The 23441-nt window shown below is 67.5% G+C and carries 12 protein-coding genes; 5 read left to right on the top strand and 7 right to left on the bottom strand.

Annotation, left to right across the window (positions count from 1 at the left end):
- The first annotated feature begins 9 nt into the window (after positions 1-9).
- Together VZ068_RS20310 and tssA are read left to right on the top strand one after the other, a co-directional pair.
- Complete coding sequence (locus tag VZ068_RS20310) at positions 10-7605, top strand: filamentous hemagglutinin N-terminal domain-containing protein (protein ID WP_349656314.1); 7596 nt, start codon at positions 10-12, stop codon at positions 7603-7605.
- Between the two features lie 47 nt (positions 7606-7652).
- The gene (tssA, locus tag VZ068_RS20305; RefSeq protein ID WP_349656313.1) at positions 7653-8696 is read left to right on the top strand and encodes a type VI secretion system protein TssA; all 1044 of its coding nucleotides are present in this window, start codon (positions 7653-7655) and stop codon (positions 8694-8696) included.
- Between the two features lie 301 nt (positions 8697-8997).
- On the opposite strand, the gene VZ068_RS20300 is transcribed toward tssA, so the two are convergent.
- Complete coding sequence (locus VZ068_RS20300) at positions 8998-9288, bottom strand: DUF2782 domain-containing protein (protein ID WP_046962397.1); 291 nt, start codon at positions 9286-9288, stop codon at positions 8998-9000.
- Between the two features lie 76 nt (positions 9289-9364).
- On the opposite strand from VZ068_RS20300, the gene polA reads away from it, so the two are divergent.
- Positions 9365-12145: a DNA polymerase I gene (gene polA, locus VZ068_RS20295; protein ID WP_349656312.1), complete on the top strand. Its 2781-nt coding sequence runs from the start codon at positions 9365-9367 to the stop codon at positions 12143-12145.
- Positions 12146-12697: 552 nt separating this feature from the next.
- On the opposite strand, the gene hemF is transcribed toward polA, so the two are convergent.
- From hemF to VZ068_RS20275, 4 genes are all read right to left on the bottom strand, one after another.
- On the bottom strand, positions 12698-13597 hold the full coding sequence (gene hemF / locus VZ068_RS20290) for an oxygen-dependent coproporphyrinogen oxidase (protein ID WP_349656311.1): 900 nt from the start codon (positions 13595-13597) through the stop codon (positions 12698-12700).
- 648 nt (positions 13598-14245) lie between these two features.
- Complete coding sequence (locus tag VZ068_RS20285) at positions 14246-14821, bottom strand: hypothetical protein (protein ID WP_349656310.1); 576 nt, start codon at positions 14819-14821, stop codon at positions 14246-14248.
- Positions 14818-15534, bottom strand: coding sequence for a hypothetical protein (locus VZ068_RS20280; protein WP_349656309.1), 717 nt, complete (start codon positions 15532-15534; stop codon positions 14818-14820). The genes VZ068_RS20285 and VZ068_RS20280 overlap by 4 nt, the downstream gene beginning before the upstream one ends.
- A gap of 390 nt (positions 15535-15924) precedes the next feature.
- Positions 15925-18291 carry a prolyl oligopeptidase family serine peptidase gene (locus tag VZ068_RS20275; RefSeq protein ID WP_349657766.1) on the bottom strand — a complete coding sequence of 789 codons (2367 nt, stop codon included), beginning with the start codon at positions 18289-18291 and terminating at the stop codon, positions 15925-15927.
- A gap of 366 nt (positions 18292-18657) precedes the next feature.
- Here VZ068_RS20275 and VZ068_RS20270 point away from each other — a divergent pair, with 366 nt between their 5' ends.
- Both VZ068_RS20270 and VZ068_RS20265 read left to right on the top strand, forming a co-directional pair.
- On the top strand, positions 18658-20001 hold the full coding sequence (locus VZ068_RS20270) for an AMP-binding protein (RefSeq protein ID WP_349656308.1): 1344 nt from the start codon (positions 18658-18660) through the stop codon (positions 19999-20001).
- 33 nt (positions 20002-20034) lie between these two features.
- Entirely contained in the window at positions 20035-21030 is a 996-nt protein-coding gene (locus tag VZ068_RS20265; RefSeq protein ID WP_259167166.1) for a hypothetical protein, read from the top strand.
- Position 21031: 1 nt separating this feature from the next.
- On the opposite strand, the gene VZ068_RS20260 is transcribed toward VZ068_RS20265, so the two are convergent.
- Positions 21032-22039, bottom strand: coding sequence for a pteridine-dependent deoxygenase (locus VZ068_RS20260; RefSeq protein ID WP_259157378.1), 1008 nt, complete (start codon positions 22037-22039; stop codon positions 21032-21034).
- The gene (locus VZ068_RS20255) at positions 22036-23418 is read right to left on the bottom strand and encodes an FAD-dependent oxidoreductase (protein ID WP_349656307.1); all 1383 of its coding nucleotides are present in this window, start codon (positions 23416-23418) and stop codon (positions 22036-22038) included. Before VZ068_RS20255 ends, VZ068_RS20260 begins: the two co-directional genes overlap by 4 nt.
- Positions 23419-23441 lie beyond the last annotated feature (23 nt).

Genomic DNA, 23441 nt, shown 5'->3' with positions numbered 1-23441 from the left:
GATCTGCGCATGCACGCCAACCACATCGCTTCCATCGTTGCAGCCCGCAGCTCCGAACGCCTGCTGCGTCGATCGCCACTGGCGCTGGCGCTGGCCGCCGCGTTCACGCTCAGCGCGCCTGCCGTCGCGCAGGTGGCCAGCACGCAACTACCCACCGGCGGCAGCATCGCCGGCGGCACCGGCACCATCAACGCGCCCAGCGGGGCCAGCCAGGTCATCACCCAGACCTCCAACCGCATGGCGCTGAACTGGTCCACGTTCGACATCGGCTCGGCGGCCACGGTGACCTTCAACCAGCCATCCTCCAGCGCGGCCGTGCTCAACCTGGTCCAGGGCGGCAATCCCACGCAGATCTTCGGCAATCTCAATGCCAACGGTCAGGTGTTCTTGATCAACACCAACGGCATGATCTTCGGCAGCACCGCGCAGATCAATGTCGGCGGGCTGGTGGCCAGCACCCTGGGAGCCACCGCTTCGGACTTCATGAGCGGCAACGATGTGCTCGATGCCGGCGGCAACACGGTCGCGCTGATGTCCAATGCCGGCACCATCAACGCCGCCGCCGGCGCCGTCGACCTGATCGGCGGCAAGGTGGCCAACAGCGGCACCATCACCGCCAGCGCCGGCAACATCAACCTGGTCGGCGCCGACAAGGTCACCCTCAGTTTCGAGAGCGGCGGGTTTGCGGTGGTCATCGACAAAGCGCTGCAATTGCAGTTGGACCAGTTCGCGGTGGACAACTCCGGCAGCCTGATCGCGCCGGGCGGCACCATCTCGCTGAGCGCGCGCGCGGCACGGGGCGTGTTCGACTCGCTGGTCAACAACAGCGGCGTTGTCCGCGCTGCGGCGCTGTCCGGCGGTAGCGACGGCAGCGTCTCGCTGGTGGCCAATGGCGGCGGCAGCAACGGCATCGTCGGCAATGGCACCATCGATGCCGGCAGCGGTGCCATCAGCTATGTCAGCGACGTTGGCGTGCAGCAGGGCGGCGTGCTGACCGCTGGCACCTTCTTCGGCAGCATCGGCGGCAATGCCAGCTTCAGCGGCGCCAACCGGATCGCCAACCTGGGATTCCTGGATGTGTCCGGCAATCTGGGCCTGACCAATAGCATCGATCTGGCCCAACAGGGCGCGTTGACGGTGGGCGGTACCAGCAACTTCTCGCTGGGCAGCCAGGCGCTCACGCTGACCGATGGCGGCAACGATTTCGCTGGCGCCGTCAGCCTGACCAGTGGCGCCACCCGGATCACCGACAGCGGCGCACTGAGCCTGGGCACGCTGGCCACCGGCAACCTCACCGCCACCAGTACCGGTACGCTCAATCTCGGCAGCGGCAGGGTCACCGGCGCCCTCAGCGCGACCAGCAACAATGGCGCGATCCAGCAGGCTGGCAATGCCGGCCTCACCGTCACCGGTAGCAGCGATCTGCGGGCCGGCACGGGAGCCATCACGCTGACCATTGCAGGTAACGATTTCCAGCAGGCGGTCAGCCTGCGTGGCGGCGCCACCCAGATCACCGACAGCGGCGCACTGACCCTGGGCACGCTGGCCACCGGCAACCTCACCGCCACCAGCAGCGGTGCGCTGAATCTTGGCAGTGGCGCGGTGACCGGCGCGCTCGTTGCCACCAGCAATGGTGGGCAGATCAGCCAGGCCGGCGCATTGACGGTGGGCGGCACCAGCACGCTCGATTCCGGCAGCGCGAGCACCGCGCTGACCGCGGTCGGCAACGACTTCGTGGGCGCGCTCACGCTGACCGGTACCGGCATTGCAGTACGCGATGCCAACGATCTCACCATCGCCGGGCTCACCAATGGCAGCAACGGCGCCGTCGCGCTCACCGCCGGCGGCGCGCTCAGCCTGCCCGCGCAGGCCATTGCCACCGGCACCGGCGCCCTGTCGCTCAGTGCGCTCGGCGGCGGGCTCAGCACCGCGGGCGCACTGTCCGGCAATCAGGTCAACCTGCGTGCGCGCGATGCGCTGAACCTTGGCCACAGCATCCAGGCCAGCGGCAACCTGCTGCTGACCAGCGACACCGGGGCGATCACCCAGACCGCCGGCCTGCTCGCTGTCACCGGCACCACCGACGCCACAGCGGCAGCGGGCACCGGCGCCATCAGCCTGAACGGTGCCGGCAACGATTTCGGCGGCGCGGTCTCGCTCACCGGCCGCACGGCGCTGGTCAACGACAGCAACGCGCTCACCCTGGGCGCCATCACCACCACCGCGCTCACCGCCACCAGCCACGGCAACTTGAACCTGGGCCAGGGCAGCATCGGCGGCAGCGTCACTGCCAACAGCAATGGCGGCGCCATCATCCAGGGCGGCGCACTGACCCTCACCGGACCTGCAACGCTCAATGCAGGCAGCGGCGCGATTGCACTGGACAACGGCGGCAACGATTTTCAGGGCGGGCTGACCCTGGTCGGCACCGGCATCGCGGTCAGCGACCGCGACACGCTCACCGTGACCTCGCTCACCGCCGGTAGCGGCGGGGATGTCACCCTCACCGCCGGCGCCGACCTGGTGCTGCCAACGCAGGCCATCGATCTCGGCGCAGGCAATCTGCGGCTGAGCGCGCAGGGCGGCGCGCTGGCGACCAAGGGCGCGCTCAGTGCCAACCAGATCAGCCTGAACGCACGCGACGGGCTGACCCTGGACCACGACATCGATGCCGACAGCACCCTGGCGCTGACCGCCACCAATGCGGCCATCACCCAGGGCGGTGGTGCGATCAGCGCTGGCGCGCTCGGCACCGTCAACGCCGGCACCGGTGCGATCTCGCTGCTCGGTCCGGGCAACGATTTCAAGGCCGGACTGGACCTGACCGGTGGCGCCATCGGTATCTACGACCGCAACGACCTGTCCATCGTCTCGCTGACCAGCGCCGCCAACAGCGCGGTCGCGCTCACCGCCGGCGGCACCCTGAGCCTGCCGGCGCAATCGATCGACACCGGCAGCGCCACGCTGCAGCTGCGTTCGGACAACGGCAGCGTATCCACCGCCGGTGCGCTGCGCGGTGGCAATGTCAGCCTCAACGGGCGCAACGGCATCACGCTGTCGCATGACATCACCACCAGCGGCAACCTGCAGCTGGGCACCACCGGCGCTGCGCTTACCCAGCTCTCCGGCACGCTCGCCATCGGTGGCACCACCTCGGTCGATGCCGGCAGCGGCGCGGTGGTGTTGAACGGCGCATCCAACGCGTTCACCGGTGCGCTGTCGGTGACCGGTGGCGCGGTACAGATCAACGCGCTCGGCGCCTTGACCCTGGGCAGCTTCAACGCCAACGCGCTGACGCTGCGCAGCGGCGGTGCGCTGAGCTTTGGCCAGGGCAGCGCAACCACCACGCTGACCGCCACCAGCGCCAGCGGCGGCATCACCCAGACCGGCGGGCTTGCAGTGGGCGGTGCAGCGCAGTTCAACGCCGGCACCGACAACATCACCCTGAATGCGAGCGACAACGACTTCGGCGGTGCAGTGGGTCTGAGCGGCAACGCCGTGCAGGTGGTCGATCGCGATCGGCTTACCCTGGGCAACAGCAGCGTCGGCAGCCTGCTGGTCAACAGCAACAACACCGCCATCGACCAGCAAGGCGCGCTGACCGTCAGCGGCAGCAGCCGCTTCGACGCCGGCAGCGGCAACATCACGCTGACCGATGGCGCCAACAATTTCACCGGCACGGTGAATCTGAGCGGCGGCGCCGTGCAGGTGGTCGATGCCGACACACTCAGGCTTGGCAACCTCAACACCGGCGCGCTTACCGTCACCAGCACCGGCGCGTTGAACCTGGGCACCGGCAGCACCGGCGCCTTGACCGCCACCAGCAACAATGGCGCCATCACCCAGGCCGGCGCGCTCACCGTCAATGGGCTTGGCAGCATCGACGCCGGCAGCGCCACGGTTGCACTGACCGACATCGGCAATCATTTCGCCGGCACGCTCAATCTCACCGGCGGCGCAACGCAGATCGTCGATACCAGCACGCTTACCCTGGGCAGCCTCAACACCGGCGCGCTCACCGTCAGCAGCACCGGTGCGTTGAATCTGGGCACCGGCATCACCGGCGCCTTGACCGCCACCAGCAACAACGGCGCCATCACCCAGACCGGTGCGCTTACCGTTACCGGTACCGGAAGCATCAACGCCGGCAGCGGCACGATTGCGTTGACCGATGCCAACAACGAGTTTCAGGGCGCGCTCGGCCTGACCGGCAACGGCATCGCCGTGACCGACCGCAGCCTGCTGCAGGTCTCCTCGATCAATGGCAACACCAGCGGCGACATTGCGCTCACTGCGCAGACGCTCGACCTGCCTGCATCGGCAATCTCCGCCGGCACCGGCAGCCTGACGCTCACCTCCACCGGCAGCGCGTTCAGTACCGGCGGCGCTCTGAGCGGTGCCAACGTCGTGCTCACTGCGCGCGACGGCCTGACCCTGGCGCACACCGTCAATGCCGGCAATGCGCTGACGCTGCGCACCACCAATGCCGCAATCAACCAGACCGGCGGCCAGTTGCTGGTCGGCGGAGCCACCACCGTCAACGCAGGTTCCGGCGCCATCGCACTGGCAAACGCCAACGACTTCACCGGCGCCGTGGCGCTCACCGGCGGCGCAACGCAGATCGTCGATACCAACACGCTCACCCTGGGCAGCCTCAACACCGGCGCGCTCACCGTCAGCAGCACCGGTGCGTTGAATCTGGGTACCGGCAGCACCGGTAGCCTGACCGCCACCAGCAACAACGGCGCCATCACCCAGACCGGTGCGCTCACCGTCACCGGTGTTGGAAGCATCAACGCCGGCAGCGGCACGATTGCGTTGACCGATGCCAACAACGAGTTTCAGGGCGCGCTCGGCCTGACCGGCAACGGTATCGCCGTGACCGACCGCAGCCTGCTGCAGGTCTCTTCGATCAATGGCAACACCAGCGGCGACATTGCGCTCACTGCGCAGACGCTCGACCTGCCTGCATCGGCAATCTCCGCCGGCACCGGCAGCCTGACGCTCACCTCCACCGGCAGCGCGTTCAGTACTGGCGGCGCTCTGAGCGGTGCCAACGTCGTGCTCACTGCGCGCGACGGCCTGACCCTGGCGCACACCGTCAATGCCGGCAACGCGCTGACCCTGCGCACCACCAATGCCGCAATCAACCAGACCGGCGGCCAGTTGCTGGTCGGCGGCGCCACCACCGTCAACGCAGGTTCCGGCGCCATCGCACTGGCCAATGCCAACGACTTCACCGGCGCCGTGGCGCTCACCGGCGGCGCGACGCAGATCGTCGATACCAACACGCTCACCCTGGGCACGCTCAACACCAGTGCACTCAGCGTCACCAGCAACGCTGCGTTGAACCTCGGCCAGGGCACCGTCAACGGCGCACTCGCCGCCACCAGCAACGGCAGTGTCATCAATCAAACCGGCGCGCTCACCATCAACGGCGCAAGCAACCTCAACGCCGGTAGCGGCGCGATCGCGTTGACCGATGCCAACAACGATTTCGTCGGTGCCGTCGCCGCCACCGGCGATGGCATTGCCTTGGTCGACCGTAACGACCTGCAACTCGCCGCCGTGCAAGGCACCGGCGATGGCGCGGTATCGCTGGATGCCGGCGGTGCGCTGCTGTTGACCTCCACAGTCGACACCGGCAGCGGTGCGCTCGATGCGATCGCGCGCGGCGGCTTGCTCACCACCACCGGCGCGCTGCGTGGTGGCGAGGTGCAGCTCAGCGGCGCCAACGGCATCGTGCTTGGCAATCGCATCGCTGCGTCCGGCGGCCTGGCGTTGCGCAGCAACAACGCGGCGATCACCCAGAGCGCGGGCACGCTGCAGGTGGCAGGCAACAGCAGCGTCGATGCCGGCAGCGGCGCGATCGTGCTGGATGCCGCCGGCAACGACTTCCAGGGCCTGCTTGCGCTCAGCGGTGGTGCCACGCGGGTGCGCGATGCCAATGCGCTGACGCTGGGTGCGCTGACCACCGGTGCGCTCGATGTCGCCAGCAACGGTGCGCTCAACCTTGGCTTTGGCCTGGTCAATGGCGATCTGGATGCCGCCAGCAACGGCGGTGCGGTGTCGCAGACCGCTGCGCTGACCGTGACCGGCGCTGCCCGTATCAACAGTGCCGGCGCTTCCATTGCGCTTGCCGATGCCGGCAACGATTTCCAGTCGGCAGTGAACCTCAGCGGTGGCGACACCCGCGTGGGCGATCGCAATGGGCTGACGTTGGGCAACCTGGACGTGGGCACGCTGGATGTCGCCAGCGGTGCCGGTCTTGACCTGGGCCAGGGCCGTATCGGCGGCACCCTGGTGGCACGTAGCGGCAGCAATGGAGCCGGCGGCACCGGCAGGCTGACCGCGCAAGCGGTGTCGCGTCCTGCGGCAACCGACACCGGCATCACCCAGCAAGGCGCGTTGACGGTCGTGGGCACCAGCGTGCTCGACGCCGGCACCGGTGCCATCGTGCTCACCGACGCCGGCAACGATTTCCAGGGCAGCGTGCAGGCCAATGGCGGCAGCATCGCCCTGGTCGATCGCAACGACCTGGCCGTGGCGGCGCAGGCGAGCGGTGCGGTCGCGCTGCAGGCTGGCGGCCAGCTCTCCACCAGCGGTGCGATCGCCGGCAACGCGGTTGCGTTGAGCAGCGGCGGCGCCCTGCAGCTGGGTCACGACGTCAGCAGTGCCGGCAACCTCGGCATGCGCAGCGGCGGTGCCATCACCCAGAGCGGCGGCAGCCTGCGCGCAGCGCACCTCAGCGGCAGCGCCACCGGCGCGGCCACGCTGACCGGCGCCGGCAATGCCATCGGCACGCTCGGCGCTTTCAGTGCGCAAGGCCTGGACGTGGTCAGTGCCGGCGCATTGCAGGTCAGCGGGCGCGTGGACGGCGGCAACCTGTTGCGGCTGCGCAGCGGCGATGCGTTGCTGCTGGATGGTCAGCTCAGTGCCGCGACCACCTGGCTGCAGGCGGCTGCCGGCATCCGCCAGCGCGCCGGCAGCACGATCGGCACCAACCTGCTCAGCGGCAGCGCCGGTGGCCCGGTGCTGCTGGGCGATGCCACCACCTTCATCGACAACCGCGTGGTGCGGCTCGGCGATTTCACCGCCAGCAATGGCTTCAGCCTCACCAACGCGGGCGACCTCACGCTGGTGCTGGCCAATGGCAGTTCCTACAGCGTGGACGCCGGCAACAGCGCGTTGTTGCTGTCGGTGCGGGGCGACCTGCTGCAGGAAGGCCGCGCGCCCCTGCGCGATGGCACCGGCAACTTCTCCGCCACCGGCCGCATCGGCACCCAGCAGGACCCGATCTACCTGATCGGCACCGGCGCCCAGGTGATCGGCGCGGTGGGCGCGCCACCGGCGTACTTCAACGCCACCACCGCCGAGGGCGGGCTGCTCGACCTGAGCGGCGGCTCCAGCTTCAACGTCCCGGCCTCGGCGTTTGCCGGTCGCGCGCAGAGCTCGGCCAGCCGCACCATCGCCTTCGTCGACCTGTCCGCCAGCGGGACACCGTATCGCGCCTTCGGCCTGGTCCGTCCCGGCCTGCGTCTGCCCGACGACCAGCAACCGGCCTGCGACGCCGGCGACCCGGACGCGGTCTGCACCCCGCAATAAGCCCAGCGCCGCCGCCCACCGCGGCGGCTCCCCCGACGGAGCCTGCCATGCACGACGACACTTCCCTGCAGACCCTGCTGGCGCCGATCAGCGACGACGCCCCGGCCGGCCCGGACCTGGAATACGACCCGGACTTTCTGCGTCTTGAGCGCGACGCGGCCGTCCGCCCCGAGCGCACCCTGGGCGAGAGCGTCATCGCCGCCGAAGAACCCGACTGGGACAAGGTGCAGGCGCTCGCACTGGAACTGAGCCGGCGCAGCCGCGACCTGCGCATCGCCGGCAAGCTGGGCGCGGCCTGGCTGCGCCTGCGCGGCCTGCCCGGCTGGGCCGATACCCTGGCGCTGATCCGCGGCCTGCTGGAACAGCACTGGGACAGCGTGCACCCGCAGCTGGATGCCGACGACGACAACGACCCGACCTCGCGCATCAACGCCCTGGTCGGGCTGGGCGACCCGATGGGCCTGCTCGGCGCGCTGCGCACCACGCCGTTCGTGCAATCGCCGCGGTTGGGCCGCTTCAGCCTGCGCGACCTGCGCGCGGCCAACGGCACCCTCAAGCTGCCCGAGGGCCAGACCGGCCCCAGCCTGGCCGAGATCGAAGCCTGCTGCCTGGACTGCACGCTGGAAACGCTGGCCGCCTCTGCCCAGGCCATCGGCGACGCGTCGGCACACGCGCGCGCCATCGATGCCTTGCTCACCGAACACGTCGGCACCGCCGCACCGGATCTACGCCCGTTGCTGACCGACCTGCGCGAGCTGGAACGTTTCGTGCTGCCGCACTGGCAGGCGCGCGATGGCGGCGCCACCCCCGCATCGGCAGACATCGACGCTGCGCCGGCAGGCGCGGGCGATGACGGCGCACGCAGCAGCGCCCGCCCGCCCGGTGCCATTGCCGGCCCGGACGATGTGCTGCGGCGTCTGGACGAGATCTGTGCCTATTACGCGCGCTGCGAACCGTCCAGCCCGGTCCCGATGCTGCTGCGGCGTGCGCAGCGCCTGGTGGGCTGCGACTTCCTGGCGCTGATGAAGGAACTGGCCCCGGCCGGTATCGACGACCTGCAACGCGTCACCGGCCCGCTGGAAAACGGCTGAGGGCGACGACGACACCGGGCAAACCAGCGTCAGGCGGGTACGGATGAAACGCGCTGAACTGGAGCATACGCGTGATGCATGCCGGCTCAGAGCAGCGGCCGCTCTCGCTTACCGCAAGCGCGGTCATTACATCAGCGACCCCATCCAACCACCCAGTCAAACAGGCAGCGCACAAAACGTGCCCGCACCACCATCGACTGCCCCACGGCGGCGGCCCAACCAGCCCACCGCCAACCTCCGAACAAAAACGCAGTCACACCGCGCTTTTGCGAATTCCCAATCCCGAATCCCGAATCCCGAATCACCAACGATACAGCTGCCAATACACCTTGTTGACCTTGTCCTTCTCCGCGTCGGTATGCCCGTCGTGGTCGCGGTCGTACAGGAAGTAGGGCGCACCGCGTGCGGGCGTGACGCGCACCATTTCCAGCTGACCGTTGACGCGGTATTCGTCGACCTTGTCGCCGTTGCCCATGGTCTTGCTGGTGACATCTGCACCGGCAGGGATACCGTCGCCGGCAGTACCGCCGGAGGTGGTGGCACAGCCGCCGAGCAGCAGCAATGGCAGCAGCAAAAGACATGCTCTCTTCATCGTTGTCATCCGTTCTAGGTCGTCGGTGAGTATGCGCTGGGCGGTGTGGCGCGGATGTGCAGCGTAGAATTGAAGCATGAGCAGATTAGTCCTGATCGACGGGTCCAGTTACCTGTACCGCGCGTTCCACGCGCTTCCGCCGCTGACCAATGCCCAGGGCGAGCCCACCGGCGCCTTGTTCGGCGTGGTCAACATGCTGCGCGCCACCTTGAAGGAGCGCCCGGCCTATGTCGCGTTCGTGGTGGATGCGCCGGGCAAGACCTTCCGTGACGACTTGTATGCCGACTACAAGGCCAACCGCCCGTCGATGCCCGACGACCTGCGCGCGCAGGTGCAGCCGATGTGCGACATCGTGCATGCGCTGGGGATCGACATCCTGCGCATCGATGGCGTGGAAGCGGACGATGTGATCGGCACGCTGGCATTGCAAGGCGCCAGTGATGGGTTGAACGTCACCATCTCCACCGGCGACAAGGATTTCGCCCAGCTGGTGCGTCCGGGCATCGAACTGGTCAACACCATGAGCGGCAGCCGCATGGACTCGGACGCGGCGGTGATCGCCAAGTTCGGCGTGCGCCCCAACCAGATCGTCGACCTGCTGGCGCTGATGGGCGATGCCATCGACAACGTGCCCGGCGTGGAAAAGTGCGGCCCCAAGACCGCCGCCAAATGGCTGGCCGAATACGACTCGCTCGATGGCGTGATCGCCAACGCCGACAAGATCAAGGGCAAGATCGGCGACAACCTGCGCGCCGCATTGCCGCGGCTGCCGCTCAACCGCGAACTGGTCACCATCAAGACCGACGTCGCGCTGGCCAGCGGCCCGCGCGCGCTGGACCTGCGCGAGCCCAACGCCGAAACGCTGGCGGTGCTGTACGCCCGCTACGGCTTCAGCCAGGCCTTGCGCGAGCTGGGCGGCGCAGCGGCCGCCGGCGCGCAGACCGAAGCCATGGCCGTGGCCCGCACCGAGCCCGGCCGCGCGCGCGGCACCGGCTTCGTGTCCGGCCCGGTCAGCGCCCCGGTGGAAGTGGACCCGGCGCTGTCGGCACCGGGCCAGTACGAGACCATCCTGACCCAGCAACAGCTCGACAGCTGGATCGCGCGCCTGCGCGCCGCCGGCCAGTTCGCCTTCGATACCGAAACCGACAGCCTGGACCCGCTGCAGGCCGACCTGATCGGCTTGAGCGTGGCCGCCGAGCCCGGCCAGGCGGCGTATCTGCCGTTCGGCCACAACTTCCCCGGCGCCCCGGCCCAGCTCGACCGTGCCCAGGCGCTGGCGCAGCTGGCGCCGCTGCTCATCGACCCTGCGGTGCGCAAGCTCGGCCAGCACGGCAAGTACGACCTGCACGTGATGCGCCGCCATGGCGTGGAGCTGGCCGGTTATGCCGATGACACCCTGCTGGAAAGCTTCGTGCTCAACTCCGGCAGCGCCCGCCACGACATGGACAGCCTGGCCAAGCGCTACCTGGGCTACGACACGGTCAAGTACGAGGACGTCTGCGGCAAGGGCGCCAAGCAGATCCCGTTCGCCCAGATCAGCCTGGACGACGCCACCCGCTACGCCGCCGAAGACGCCGACATCACCCTGCGCCTGCATCACGTGCTCGGCCCCAAGCTGGCCGCAGAGCCCGGCCTGGAGCGGGTCTACCGCGACATCGAGATGCCGCTGGTGGAAGTGCTGGCCCGCATCGAAGCCAATGGCGTATGCGTGGACGCGGCCGAACTGCGCCGCCAGAGCGCGGACCTGTCCAAGCGCATGCTCGCCGCCCAGCAAAAAGCCACCGAGCTGGCCGGGCGCACGTTCAACCTGGATTCGCCCAAGCAGCTGCAGGCGCTGCTGTTCGACGAGCTCAAGCTGCCCGCGGTGGTCAAGACGCCCAAGGGCCAGCCCTCGACCAACGAAGAGGCGCTGGAAGCCATCGCCGACCAGCACGAGCTGCCGCGGGTGATCCTGGAATACCGCGGCCTGACCAAGCTGCGCAGCACCTACACCGACAAGCTGCCGGAGATGATCCACCCGCAGTCCGGGCGCGTGCACACCAGCTACCACCAGGCCGGCGCGGCCACCGGGCGGCTGTCCTCGTCCGATCCCAACCTGCAGAACATCCCGATCCGCACCGACGACGGCCGCCGCATCCGCCGCGCCTTCGTCGCCCCGGCCGGGCGCAAGCTGATCGCCTGCGACTACTCGCAGATCGAGCTGCGCATCATGGCCCACCTGTCCGGCGACCCCGGCCTGGTGGGCGCGTTCGAGTCCGGTGCCGACGTGCACCGCGCCACCGCAGCGGAAGTCTTCGGCCGCACCATCGACACCGTCAGCAGTGACGAGCGCCGCGCCGCCAAGGCGATCAACTTCGGCCTGATGTACGGCATGAGCGCGTTCGGCCTGGCCCGCCAGCTCGGCATCGGCCGTGGCGAGGCGCAGGACTACATCGCGCTGTACTTCAGCCGTTACCCGGGCGTGCGCGACTTCATGGAAATCACCCGCCAGCAGGCGCGCGACAAGGGCTACGTGGAGACGGTATTCGGCCGCCGGCTGTATCTGGACTTCATCAACGCCGGCAGCCAGGGCCAGCGCGCCGGCGCCGAGCGTGCCGCCATCAACGCGCCGATGCAGGGCACCGCGGCGGACATCATCAAGCGCGCGATGGTCAGCGTGGACGGCTGGATCGCCGACCACGCGCAGCGCGCGCTGATGATCCTGCAGGTGCACGACGAACTGGTGTTCGAAGCCGATACCGATTTCGTCGACACGCTGCTGAGCGAAGTCACCGCGCGCATGGCCTCGGCGGCGCAACTACGCGTGCCGCTGGTAGTGGATTCGGGCGTGGGCGATAACTGGGACGAGGCGCACTGACGCAGGAATTTACGCTGATATGCTGAATGCGCAGACCAGACATAATTGCTTAAAACATAATGCGACTGTCGCAGATTTGGAGGAATGAATAACCGTTAAATTCTACATTTTTTTAACAGTTATCTTCACGATCCATCAATGTGGAAAATGGTGTTATATCCCTCGACGGGCGCAACGCCTGTCGGCAGATCTCTCCCATCCCCTGGAGCAGATCTCGGAGCGGAAACTCCTCCCCAAGTTTCCGTTCCCTGGCCCCGCCGACCTCCCCCTGGTCTGCGGGGCTTTTTTATTTCCGGAACCCGGACGAACACTATCGGAATTACGCTGCAGCACAGCATCGGCAGAGTGCCCGTGATTTTGTGGAAAATCACAAATCTAAATGGCGACGATTAATTCGTTCAATCAACACAGCGTTTCATTCCCCCAATTCAGTTTTAGTCGTCGGGAAATCTGAACGCGTGAATATGGGCGAATGATCCAACCGATCAAGGCGCTGACCCCAATCCCCGCACTGGAGAAAGCGTTCAGCGCCTTCGGGCGTAAGGGAGGCGGTCAGCCCAGCCAGTCGCGCGGCACCAGGTAGTCCAGCAACCGCGCCTCGGCGCTGCCGGGCTCGGCGGTGTAGCCATATTCCCAACGCACCCGCGGCGGCAGGCTCATCAGGATGCTCTCGGCGCGCCCGCCGCTCTGCAGTCCGAACAGGGTGCCACGGTCGTAGACCAGGTTGAACTCCACATAGCGCCCGCGGCGGTACAGCTGGAACTCGCGCTCGCGTTCGCCAAAGGGTTCGTCCTTGCGGCGCTGTAGGAGCGGCATGTAGGCATCCAGGAAGCCGTTGCCCACCGCCTGCTGGTAGGCAAAATCGCGCTCGAAGTCCTGGCCCAGGTCATCGAAGAACAGCCCGCCGACGCCGCGGGTTTCGTTGCGGTGGCGCAGGAAGAAGTAGTCGTCGCACCAGCGCTTGTGCGCGGCATAGCGCTCTTCGCCGAAGGGCGCGCACAGCGCCTGTGCGGTGCGGTGCCAGTGCTGCACGTCTTCGTCCACCGGGTAGAACGGGGTCAGATCGAAGCCGCCGCCGAACCACGCGGCAACCACCTCGCCATCGCGTTCGGCGCGGAAGTAACGCACGTTCATATGCGTGGTCGGCACGTGCGGATTGTTCGGATGAAACACCAGCGAGACCCCGCAGGCGCGCCAGGTGGCGCCCGCCAGCTCGGGCCGGTGGGCGCTGGCCGAGGGCGGCAGGCGCGTACCGGACACATCCGAAAAGCCGATGCCGGCCTGCTCGAACACCGCGCCATCGCGCAGGATGCGGGTGCGCCCACCGCCGCCTTCCTCGCGCTGCCAGAGATCCTCGGAGAACCGCGCTCGCCCATCGGCGGCTTCCACAGCCGCGCAGATGCGGTCCTGCAGGTCGGTCAGATAATCGCGTACACGCTCGAATTCGTTCATGGCCCAATTCTAAGCCGTGCATCGCAGCCGGTGCGCCTGCCCGACCGTGCCCGTTTGTCGCAGGGCGATGCGATGCGCGCCGGTCGGTTGCCGCGTTGTGCTGCATCGATGCGCCCGGGTGTGTTGGAGCGCCGTTGCAGGCCAGCGACTCCATCGCTAGATCGCAAGGCCCTGCCGCCCTCCATCGCGGGTACGCCACAAGAACATTGGCAAACGGGTCTTGCGAGATCGGCGCGACATGGCGACGACCGTTCTTCCAATCCGGCCAAGCAACGTAACGGTGCGGTGTCCTTCTCGCTTGCGGATCTTGTGGCGGCATGGATGCCGCCACCGCGCGTCCAAGGATGGATGTACAGCGTGAGCCGCAAGCCGCAAGCCGCAAGCCGCAAGCGCATCGCGCTCGTGACGCAGCGTGCTTCGGCCCCCCAATACGCCAAGCCTCTTGATCACCGGACGCAAGGAATGTTCGGCAAATGCGATGTGACTCGTGGTGGCATCCATGCCGCAGAAGATCTTGCGGCGCCGGGCAGAAAGAGCCTGCCGGCCAGCTCGGCTGCAGACGCTGGATGCCGCACGCCGCTTGCTTGCAGCGGCGTTGCGATCAGCTCTGCGTTCGCTGTGATGGGACGCGCTCGCCTGGTCTGTCGCTCACCGCGTGCGCGGTGGTTCGAATTCGCTACGGACTGCAGGCGTACACAGTCGCCAGGCCAGTGCGGCATGCACGCAGCCGATGGCCAGTGCGCCCAGGCCGGTGAGTACCAGCGCCATCTGTTGCGTGGCCTGCAGGCGTGCCTGCAGTTGCGGCCACTCCGGGCTGTGCAGCACATCTGCCGGCAGCATCGCCTGCACGCCGTCGAACAGCGGCCCGATCAGCGCCAGTCCGGCAAAATTGAGCAGCCCGGTCGCGATCAGCACCAGCACAAACCCGATACGTGCCCACGCGCGTCGTTGCAGCAGCGCCCAGCTCAGCCATGCGAACGCCACCGACAGCACCACGCCGATCACCGACAAGGCCATGCCGTGGTCGATCACCCGCTGCCATGACGGCGGCAAGCTCATGCCCGCTGGCAAGGCGAACGTAGTGGCGTCGGGCATCGCCAGCAGCACAACGATCTGAAACAGGTTGGCCAGTGCGCTGACCACGCCCAGCAACAACGAGACCCATGCCAGCGGCGAGACGAAGCCGCCGCGAGACGGGTGCGATGTGCGCAGCGCCGCGTTCATTGCAGCGACGCGATATGCGCGGCGACTGCCGCCTGCCCCGGTGGGTCCAGCGCGGGCTGCAGCTGCGCATACCAGTCTGCCAGGGCCTCGGCCGGCAGGCACTCGCGCAGCAATGGTGTGCTGCGCTCCAGGAATGCGTCCAGGAACGGCAGGCCGCGGACGTACAAGAAATGGCTGTCGGTGATCGACATGCCGGCATAGGCTTCGCGCAGCCACTCCAGATGCGGCAGCGCATGCGCGCCGTGACCGGCGCGGGTCAGTGCGGTCAGGAAGCTGGTACGCGCCGTGGCTGGCGAGGTAGAGCGTTCCTGGGCGTTGAGATCGTCGAAGGTCAGCAGCCACTGCTCGCCGCGCTCGATGTCGTTGCACATCACCGAGGTGGTGGCCAGCTGCAGCGCGTTGTGTGCGGTGGGCTCCAGCGCGTACAGCGCCAGCCAATACGGATAGGCCTCGTGGTAGCGGTCCAGCGCGCTCAACGCCAGCGCGCACAGTCGCTGCGCATCCGCACCGGCCTGCAGCTGCGCTTGCGCCGCGTTGTAGGCGCCCACGTGGTCGCCGCGCTGAAACGCCGTCAGTGCCGGCTGCAGTGCGGGGTCGATCTCGGCAGCTGCCTGGTCGGCATCGTCGGCAGGCGCCGCCGCGACGGTGGGTTCTGCACGCGGCGGCTTCGCCACCTCGGTCTTGCGTCCAAACAAACGGTCCCACAGGCCCATCGCGTCTACCTTGTGTGCGCCAGCAATGAGTGGAAAGTCGCCGCGACGCCGGCGGCGCACCGGTCCTGCGGCAGACCGGTGCAGAGGCCAAACGCACCAACCTTCTGCCGATCCTGGGCCAAGCTTAGAGCCCCTTGCGTAGGGAGAGGTGAGCGCAACGCAACCAGCCCGGCTGCGCGACGCATTGCCGTGTGTCCAATCTGCGTCGGTGGCTGGACCGTGCGGCGATCGCTTGCGGGCGAGGCGGCGGAATGCTCCATCCCGATGACCGTCAAACACGCGCCTGTCGCCTCATCGGCAAAAGGGCGCGTGGGGCGCTGCGCCGACACTGCGATCATGCGTGGGTGCCGGTGCCGGCAACGCCTGCTTGCAACGGGCGCAGTGCGTCGATCAGCGCTGCGGCTTCACCTGCGCATTGAACAGCTTGAGGATGCGCTTGTACTCGTCCAGCCACGCATCGGCCCGGGTAAAACCGTGGCGCTCCAGCGGATACGGCGCCACCTGCCAGTTGTCCTTGTGCAACTCGATCAGCTTCTGCGTCATGTCCACCGAGTCCTTGAAGAACACGTTGTCGTCGATCATGCCGTGCGCGATCAGCAGATGGTCCTGCAGCCCGTCGGCGTAGTTGATCGGCGAGGAGGTCTTGTAGGCCTGCGGGTCGAGCTCGGGCGTGTTGAGGATGTTGGAGGTGTACTCGTGGTTGTACTGCATCCAGTCGCCCACCGGCCGCAGCGCCGCGCCGGCCTTGAAGGTGCCGGGGCTGCGGAACAGCGCCATGTAGGTCATGAAGCCGCCGTACGATCCGCCGTAGATGCCGGCGCGTGCACGGTCGCCCTGCTTGGTGGCGACCAGCCAGTCCAGGCCGTCCAGATAATCCTCCAGCTCCGGATGCCCCATGTTGCGGTAGATCGCGGTGCGCCAGTCGCGGCCATAGCCTTCGGATGCGCGGTAGTCCAGATCCAGCACGATGTAGCCCTGCTGTACCAGCAGGTTATGGAACATCTGCTCGCGGAAATACGGCGTGTAGCGCTGCGACACGTTCTGCAGGTAGCCGGCCCCATGCACGAACATCACGATCGGATACTGCTTGCCCGGCTCGGGAGTCTGTGGGCCGTAATACTTGCCCCAGACCGTGCCGGCGCCGTGTTTGGACGGCACCTGCACGTACTGCGGTGCGATCCACGTCTGCGCCTTGAAGGCCGGTGTGCGCGTGTCGGTGAGCACCGTGGCCTGGCCGCCCGCCGCCGGTACGACCGCCAGCTGCGGCGGCAGATAGGCGCCGGAGTAACGCACCAGCAACTGCTGCCCGTTCGGCGACAGGCTGAAGCCTTCCACGCCGTTCAAGGCGGTCACTTCGGTGAGCTGGTCGGTGCGCAGGTCCAGCTTGCAGACCTCGTAATCGCCAGGCCACTGCTGGTTGCAGAGGAAATACATGCCGCTGCCGTCGGCGCTGGGCACCGGCATCGACACTTCCCACTTGCCGCGGGTGCGTTGACGCGGCTTGCCGTTGCCTTCCACCGTGTACAGCTGCGAATAGCCGGATTCTTCCGAGAGCAGCCACAGCGTGCGGTTGTCGGGCAACCAGCCGAAATCATTGAAGTCCCAGTTGATCCAGGCGCCATCGCTCAGCCGATGACGCGGCTGCAGCTTGGCATTTTCCAGATCCACGCTGGCGATCCAGCGGTCCTTGTTGTCCACCGCACGGATTTCCACCGCCACGTTGCGGCCATCGTCGCTCCAGTGCACCGCCGGGCCGCTGCCGTCGCCATCGCTTTCCACGCGCACGGCGCGGTTGCCCTTGAGCGCATCGCGTTTGGCGGCCTTGCGCAATGCGGCCAGCGGGTCGGTGGCGATGCCGGGCAGCGCGTCGAAGGCCAGCTGGCGCGCGCTGCCTGCGGCCACATCGACCAGCCACAGCGTATGCGCGACCGGCATGTTGCGGCCGACGCGGGTGCGGGTTTCCTGGAACTCCTCGTAACCGGATTCGGTCACGTACTTGGGCATCTTGCCGGCCTGGCCTTCGTCGGCAGCCTTGGCCTGGGTCACCACCAGCAGGTGGCGGCCGTCCGGCGACAATGCGCTGTCGACGATCTCCACCTCATCGCCCAGATACACCGGTGCTGTCGCGCGCGTGACGTCGGCGCGGCGCCAGGCATCTTCCTGCGTGCGCAGCGCATCGCGCTGTTCGCGATCGCGGCGTAGCGTGGCCAATGTGGCCAGTTGCTGCTCGCGCAACACATCGGCCTTGGGCGCGGCGTTGGGATCGCGCTCGGCCTTGACCACGGCCACCTGCGCGGTACCGCCATCGGCCCGCCAGTGGTACCAGTTGTTGCCTGCGCGCCAGATCGCACCGCCATCGCTGGCGAATTGCGGACGCGACTCGACCTCGTTGCTGCGGGTCAGCTGGGTCAGCGCGCCCGAGCGCAGATCGCGCAGGAAGATGTCGCCATTGCGTGCGAACAGCATGCGCTGGCGCGTGGCGTCGTAGCTGGGATTGGCCGCATCCAGGCCGGCGCGTGCCGTGTCGGCCACGCGCTCTGCCGCCGCGCCGTCGATGCCCTGGCGATAGGTGTCGCGCACCGGGCTGCCATCGCGCTTGAGCAGGTATTGCACCTGTTTGCCATCCCATTGCCACCATGCCTGATCGACCGACGGCCCGATCCAGTCCGGATCGGCCATCACCTGTTCGATGGTGAGCGGTGTGGCGGATTGCGCATGCGCGGTGACAGCCAGCAACAACAAGGACAGCGGCAACAATCTGGGCATCGGTAACAACTGGACGCAACGAGGAGCGGACAAGCCTAGCAGCTCGCTTCCGTCGGAGGCTTGGGCCACAGGTCATGCGCGCGGTGGGGGAGTGCCTCGTCGAACAGGCAAGGCTTGGGCGACTGGCGGGCGCGACCATAAGCGGTTGTGCGCTCGTTGCTCTGCGGGGTACGCATGCGCTTTACGATCGATGCAATCCAGCTGCGATGCGCTACTGCAATGCAGTGGAATGTGCTTCGCGCACGGGCCTCGCCGAGGTTCCCGACCGCCGTTCCCCTGGCGCGGCAGGAAACCTCCCGACTTGCAAGCGGGGCAGGTGGCGGCCAAGCTAGCGCGCTTTTGCGATTGTCGATGCACATGTCCAGCCTGCCTGCCTCCGTTGTGTCCCATCCCATGGCTGTCGGCGCGCCTGGCCGGCCGTTGGCGTGGCGCGCGGGGCGGTCGGTCGATCTGGCGACCTTCATCGCGCATGTGCATGGCCTGGCGCAGCAGCTGCCGGAGGGCCGCCATGCGGTCAATCTGTGCGAAGACCGCTATCGGTTCATGGTGGCGTTCTATGCCTGCGCGCTGCGCGGGCAGGTGTCGCTGCTGCCGTCCTCGCGCGCGCCGGCGGTGGTGGGCGAGGTGCAGGCCCGTCACGCCGATGCGTATTGCCTGGGCGATCTGGCGCTGGAGCTGGCGCCGCCGCGCTACTGGCAACTGCCGGACGAGCTGCCGCAAGCGGACGGCCCGATTCCGCAGCTGGCCGACGATGCGCTGGTGGCGATCGGTTTCACCTCCGGCAGTACCGGCAGCCCGCAACCCAATCCCAAGACCTGGGGCAGTTTTCTGACCAGCACGCGGCAGGATCTGGTTGCGCTGCAAAGCCTGTGGGCGCACACCGACGCGGTGCCGCACGTGGTGGCCACGGTGCCGCCGCAGCACATGTACGGCATGGAATTGTCGGTGCTGCTGCCGATGGTGACCGAGCTGGCGGTGCATGCGGGCCGCCCGTTCTTCCCGGACGATGTGGCGCGCGCGCTGGCCGATCTTCCTGCCCCGCGCGTGCTGGTGACCACGCCGGTGCATCTGCGTGCGCTGGTCGAATCCGGGGTGGTGTTGCCGCCGTTGGCCGGTATCGTCTCGGCCACTGCGCCGTTGGCGCAGGAGATTGCCGCCGCAGCCGAAGCGCGTTTTGGCGGCGAAGTCCGCGAGATGTTCGGCTCCACCGAAACCTGCGTGTTCGCCGTGCGCCGCACCGCGCTGGACGCCGCGTGGACCCCGCTACCCGGCGTGCGTCTGCAGACCCAGGCCACAGGCACCCTGGTGCATGCGCCGCATCTGGCCACGCCGGTGTTGTTGGCCGACATGATGGACGTGGCCGACGATGGCAGCTTCCAGGTACGCGGGCGCCAGGCCGATTCGCTGGAAATCGCCGGCAAACGCGCATCGCTGGCCGACCTCACCCGCCGTCTGCTCGCCATCCCCGGCGTGATCGACGGCATCATCGTGCAGCTGGCACCGGATGCCGGTCAGTCGGTGGGCCGCATTGCCGCGCTGGTGGTCGCCCCGAGCCTGGACGAAGCGCAGATCCTGGCCGCATTGCGCGTCGGCGTCGACCCGGTGTTTCTGCCGCGCCGCCTGCGCAAGCTCGCCGTCCTGCCACGCAACGAGACCGGCAAACTGCCACGCGACGTGGTGCTGGGGTTGCTCAAGGGCTGAGTGATACTGCGCAAGGTGCACAGGAGAGGTCGTATGAAAAAAGGACGTTTGGCCGCGGTGCTCACAGTCGTAGTCTGCTTGGGGGGCTTGTTTTTATTGCTGTCCGGTGGAACTGACCGCAAAGGCGTCGCTGAGGTCACGCCTGTATCGACAACTTCGCCTGTGCAGCGGTCGACATCGCCAACGCGCGATTGGAACGCAACGCCATTGCCGCCGCTTGGGACGCCATTGCGTAGCGTTTTTGCGGATCTACGCCGCCGCGCCGAGATGGGTGATCCTCGCGCGGCGTGCCGATTGGCGGCTGAGTCACAGCGGTGTGACAATCTTCATGAACAGGTCGCCTCGTACGATGAGCAACTTTGGAAGCTCGAGCAGGGTAGGCGTACGACGAGTGCCGCCGAACGCGCTGGCTTACCAGCTAGGGAGGCATCGCTGGAAGCGATTGGCGATAGTCTGCTGACTGTAGTGAAAGACTGCGAGGGCGCTCCGCAACTTTCGTCCGCGGAGCGGGTATCACTGTGGCGGCAAGGGGCTTTGGCCGGGCAGCCTGCGGCCTTGGCGAACTACGCAGTGGGCAATGCATTCAAATTCCGTGATCTGCTCGAAGTCGTTCCGGAGTTGGAGCGTTATCGCCGCGAGGCGGAAGGAATGGCATTGCAGGCTGCCGCGAAAGGAGATCTGCGGACATCGCTCGTCCTGGCAGCGGCGTACTCGCCTCGTCGCGACAGTGGAGGCCGCATTTTTCTGGCGCAAGTCGTAAAGCCGGACATGGCACGTTCACTGGCGCTATATCGGCGTGGAGCGCAGCTGTTACCCGCCAAGTCTCCCGCACAGACACGCAGCGCCATCGACGACAACGTAGCTTGGCTTCAGCAGCGGGCCAGTGCTGCAGATCTGGTACGCGCCGACGCTCTGGCGGCGCAGTGGTCGCGTGAGTGGTCGTCCTTGGTGGCAAACAGGCCCAACGAAATTATCGTGGAAGCGGACGGGGGCGTTGCCAGCATGGGACCGACTAGTTGCAGCCGCTGACTCAGCCATGCACCCCATCGATCTCCACCGCCAGCTCGTCGCGGCAGATCACCGCGTGCAGCAGCAGACGCGGCACTGCATCGCCGAAGCGGGCGTCCAGCGCCTGCGCGACCTTGGGCAGGTCGTCCTGCTCGCGGACATAAACCTTCAGGCGGGTGCCGGCGCCGAACTGCGCTGGCAGCGCCGGTGTGTGCGTGCGTGCGGCACCGAGCAGGGCATCGAAGTTGGCGAAGGTCTCTTCCAGCTGCGCCAGCAACTGGCCGGTGTGCATCGAGGCATGCCCGACCACGGCGGCCGTGCCTGATAGCAGCAGTGGCATGTCGCTGCCGGCCGGCGGCAACATGGCGCGCGCAAAACTCGGCGGCTGCGGGCCGTATTGGCGCGGGTAGTTGTAGGCGCTGACCTGGCGGGGGTTTTCCAGCGGAGTGCCGGCGTCGCTGGCGGCCAGCCAGTAGATCTGGATGATGCGCTCGGCATCGCAGCGGCCCACCGCAGTGGCGGCCGGCAATTGCGCGACGTCGAAGGCGCCCAGGCCGCGCGCACGGCCCACGCAGAACTGCCGGTAGCGCTCACGGTCGCCGCTGCCCAGGGTGATGGCGTCCAGATAGTTCCAGATACGCAACAGGCGCGGCGTCTGGCTGCGGGTGACGAAGGCGGTGATCTCCGCATAGGCCTTGGCGGCGGCGGCCTCGATATCGACATCCTGCTCGTCGATTTCGATCACGCCGAACTGCAGGCGGCCGTCGCTGGACCAGGCGATGTTGCCGTCGCGGCCGCTGCGCACCGGCGCATCGGTCCGCCACACTTCCAGCACCTTGGCCTGATACGGCTGCAGCGGCACGCGCAGGTAGCGCGGGTCGTCCAGGCGCGGCGCCGCAGTGCCGAAGCCGAATACGGCCAGCACCTGCGGGTCGGCCAGCAATGCGGACGGTTCGGTCTGGTCGACATAGTCGACCTGCAGGCGGGGATGGCGCACGCTGTGCGTGGTCTGGGCCTGGGAAGCGGTCATCGCGTATCTCGTTGTTGCGTGTCGCGTTGCAAGGTGTCGCCGTCGAAGCCGAGCGTGGCCTGACGTCGGCGTTGGCGCCAGGACTGCCAGGCGCGCGGCATCATCGACAAGGTGGTCAGTGCATAGATGGCGCGGAATGCGCGCAGGCGCAGGCGCACCCTGGGGCTGTCGAACACATCGCCGGCCAGCATCGCCACCACGGCCTCTTCGATCTGCCAGGTGTTCTGCGGCTGCGCGAACAAGGCACGCATGGTCGGCGAGGTGAAGCGGTAGATGAACCACTTGAACTCGTCCACGCCGCGCTTGAGTTCGCGCTGCAAGGCGCGCTGCAGTTTCGCCTCGTGCTGCGGCATGCGCAGGGCCTGGTCCACCATTGCCGCGCCGCGCTCGGCGCTGTGCATGGCCAGGAACACGCCCGATGAAAACATCGGGTCGACGAAGGTGTAGGCATCGCCCAGCATCAACCAGCGCGGGCCGGACATGCGCGTGCATTCGTAGGCGTAATTGCCGGTGGCATGCACCGGTGCCACGCGTTCGGCGCCGAGCATGCGTGCGCTGAGCTCGGTGTTGAGCGCAAGCGTGCGCATGAAGAAGCCCTCGCTTTCGCCTTTGCGGGTCTTCATGTATTCCGGGTAGCAGACCGCGCCCACGCTCATGATGTCGTCCGGCAACGGAATCAGCCACATCCAGCCATGCGCGTGGCGGTAGATGCTGATGTTGCCGGCATCCTCGCCCGGTCGCCGCGTCACGCCGCGGAAGTGGCTGAACAGCGCGGCCGATTGATGTTTGGCATTGGCGCGCTTGAGCTTGAAGCGGTTGCCCAGAAAGGTGTCGCGGCCGCTGGCATCGAGCAGATAGCGCGGGCGGAACTGCTGCACCCCCGCCACGCCACGCGCCTGCAGCACCGGCTGCTGCCCGTCGAACTCCACGGTTTCGACCTTGACCTGATCGCGCGCATCCACGCCCACCGCCCGCGCGCGCTCGAACAGCACCTGGTCGAACTGCGCACGCGGCACCTGGAAGGCGAAATCGGCCTTGGCATCCAGCGCATGCGAGAAGCGGAAGGTGTTGTAGCCGCCGCTGTCGTTGGGGAAGTCCGCGCCGCGCTTGAGTACGCCGATGCCGCGCACCTCTTCCAGCACGCCCAGGCGTTCGAGAATCGGCATGTTCATCGGCAGCAGCGACTCGCCGATATGGAAGCGCGGATGCTGCGCCTTCTCCAGCAAGGTCACCTGCCAGCCCTGCTGGGCCAGGACGATGGCCGCCGCGCAGCCGGCCGGCCCGCCACCGATGATCAGCACATCCGGGCACTCGGGCCCGGGAGCCGGCCCGGCTGCCGGCTTGGCGGTCGGGGTAGGGCCAACAGCGGTGGAAGTCATCCTGGAACGAACCTGCAGCGGGC

Origin of the sequence: Xanthomonas sp. 10-10 (assembly GCF_040182365.1) — a bacterium.
In the GTDB taxonomy this organism is placed as follows: domain Bacteria; phylum Pseudomonadota; class Gammaproteobacteria; order Xanthomonadales; family Xanthomonadaceae; genus Xanthomonas; species Xanthomonas arboricola_F.
Note: the sequence above shows the minus strand (reverse complement) of the source record. Positions and strands in the feature narration are given on the sequence as shown.

What these genes read in the sequence shown, in the direction of transcription:
- VZ068_RS20300 (WP_046962397.1), bottom strand. Translation starts at nt 9,288, where the DNA reads ATGAAGAGAGCATGTCTTTTGCTGCTGCCATTGCTGCTGCTCGGCGGC.
- VZ068_RS20310 (WP_349656314.1), top strand. Translation starts at nt 10, where the DNA reads ATGCACGCCAACCACATCGCTTCCATCGTTGCAGCCCGCAGCTCCGAA.
- VZ068_RS20255 (WP_349656307.1), bottom strand. Translation starts at nt 23,418, where the DNA reads ATGACTTCCACCGCTGTTGGCCCTACCCCGACCGCCAAGCCGGCAGCC.
- polA (WP_349656312.1), top strand. Translation starts at nt 9,365, where the DNA reads ATGAGCAGATTAGTCCTGATCGACGGGTCCAGTTACCTGTACCGCGCG.
- VZ068_RS20280 (WP_349656309.1), bottom strand. Translation starts at nt 15,534, where the DNA reads ATGGGCCTGTGGGACCGTTTGTTTGGACGCAAGACCGAGGTGGCGAAG.
- VZ068_RS20285 (WP_349656310.1), bottom strand. Translation starts at nt 14,821, where the DNA reads ATGAACGCGGCGCTGCGCACATCGCACCCGTCTCGCGGCGGCTTCGTC.
- tssA (WP_349656313.1), top strand. Translation starts at nt 7,653, where the DNA reads ATGCACGACGACACTTCCCTGCAGACCCTGCTGGCGCCGATCAGCGAC.
- VZ068_RS20270 (WP_349656308.1), top strand. Translation starts at nt 18,658, where the DNA reads ATGTCCAGCCTGCCTGCCTCCGTTGTGTCCCATCCCATGGCTGTCGGC.
- VZ068_RS20265 (WP_259167166.1), top strand. Translation starts at nt 20,035, where the DNA reads ATGAAAAAAGGACGTTTGGCCGCGGTGCTCACAGTCGTAGTCTGCTTG.
- VZ068_RS20260 (WP_259157378.1), bottom strand. Translation starts at nt 22,039, where the DNA reads ATGACCGCTTCCCAGGCCCAGACCACGCACAGCGTGCGCCATCCCCGC.
- hemF (WP_349656311.1), bottom strand. Translation starts at nt 13,597, where the DNA reads ATGAACGAATTCGAGCGTGTACGCGATTATCTGACCGACCTGCAGGAC.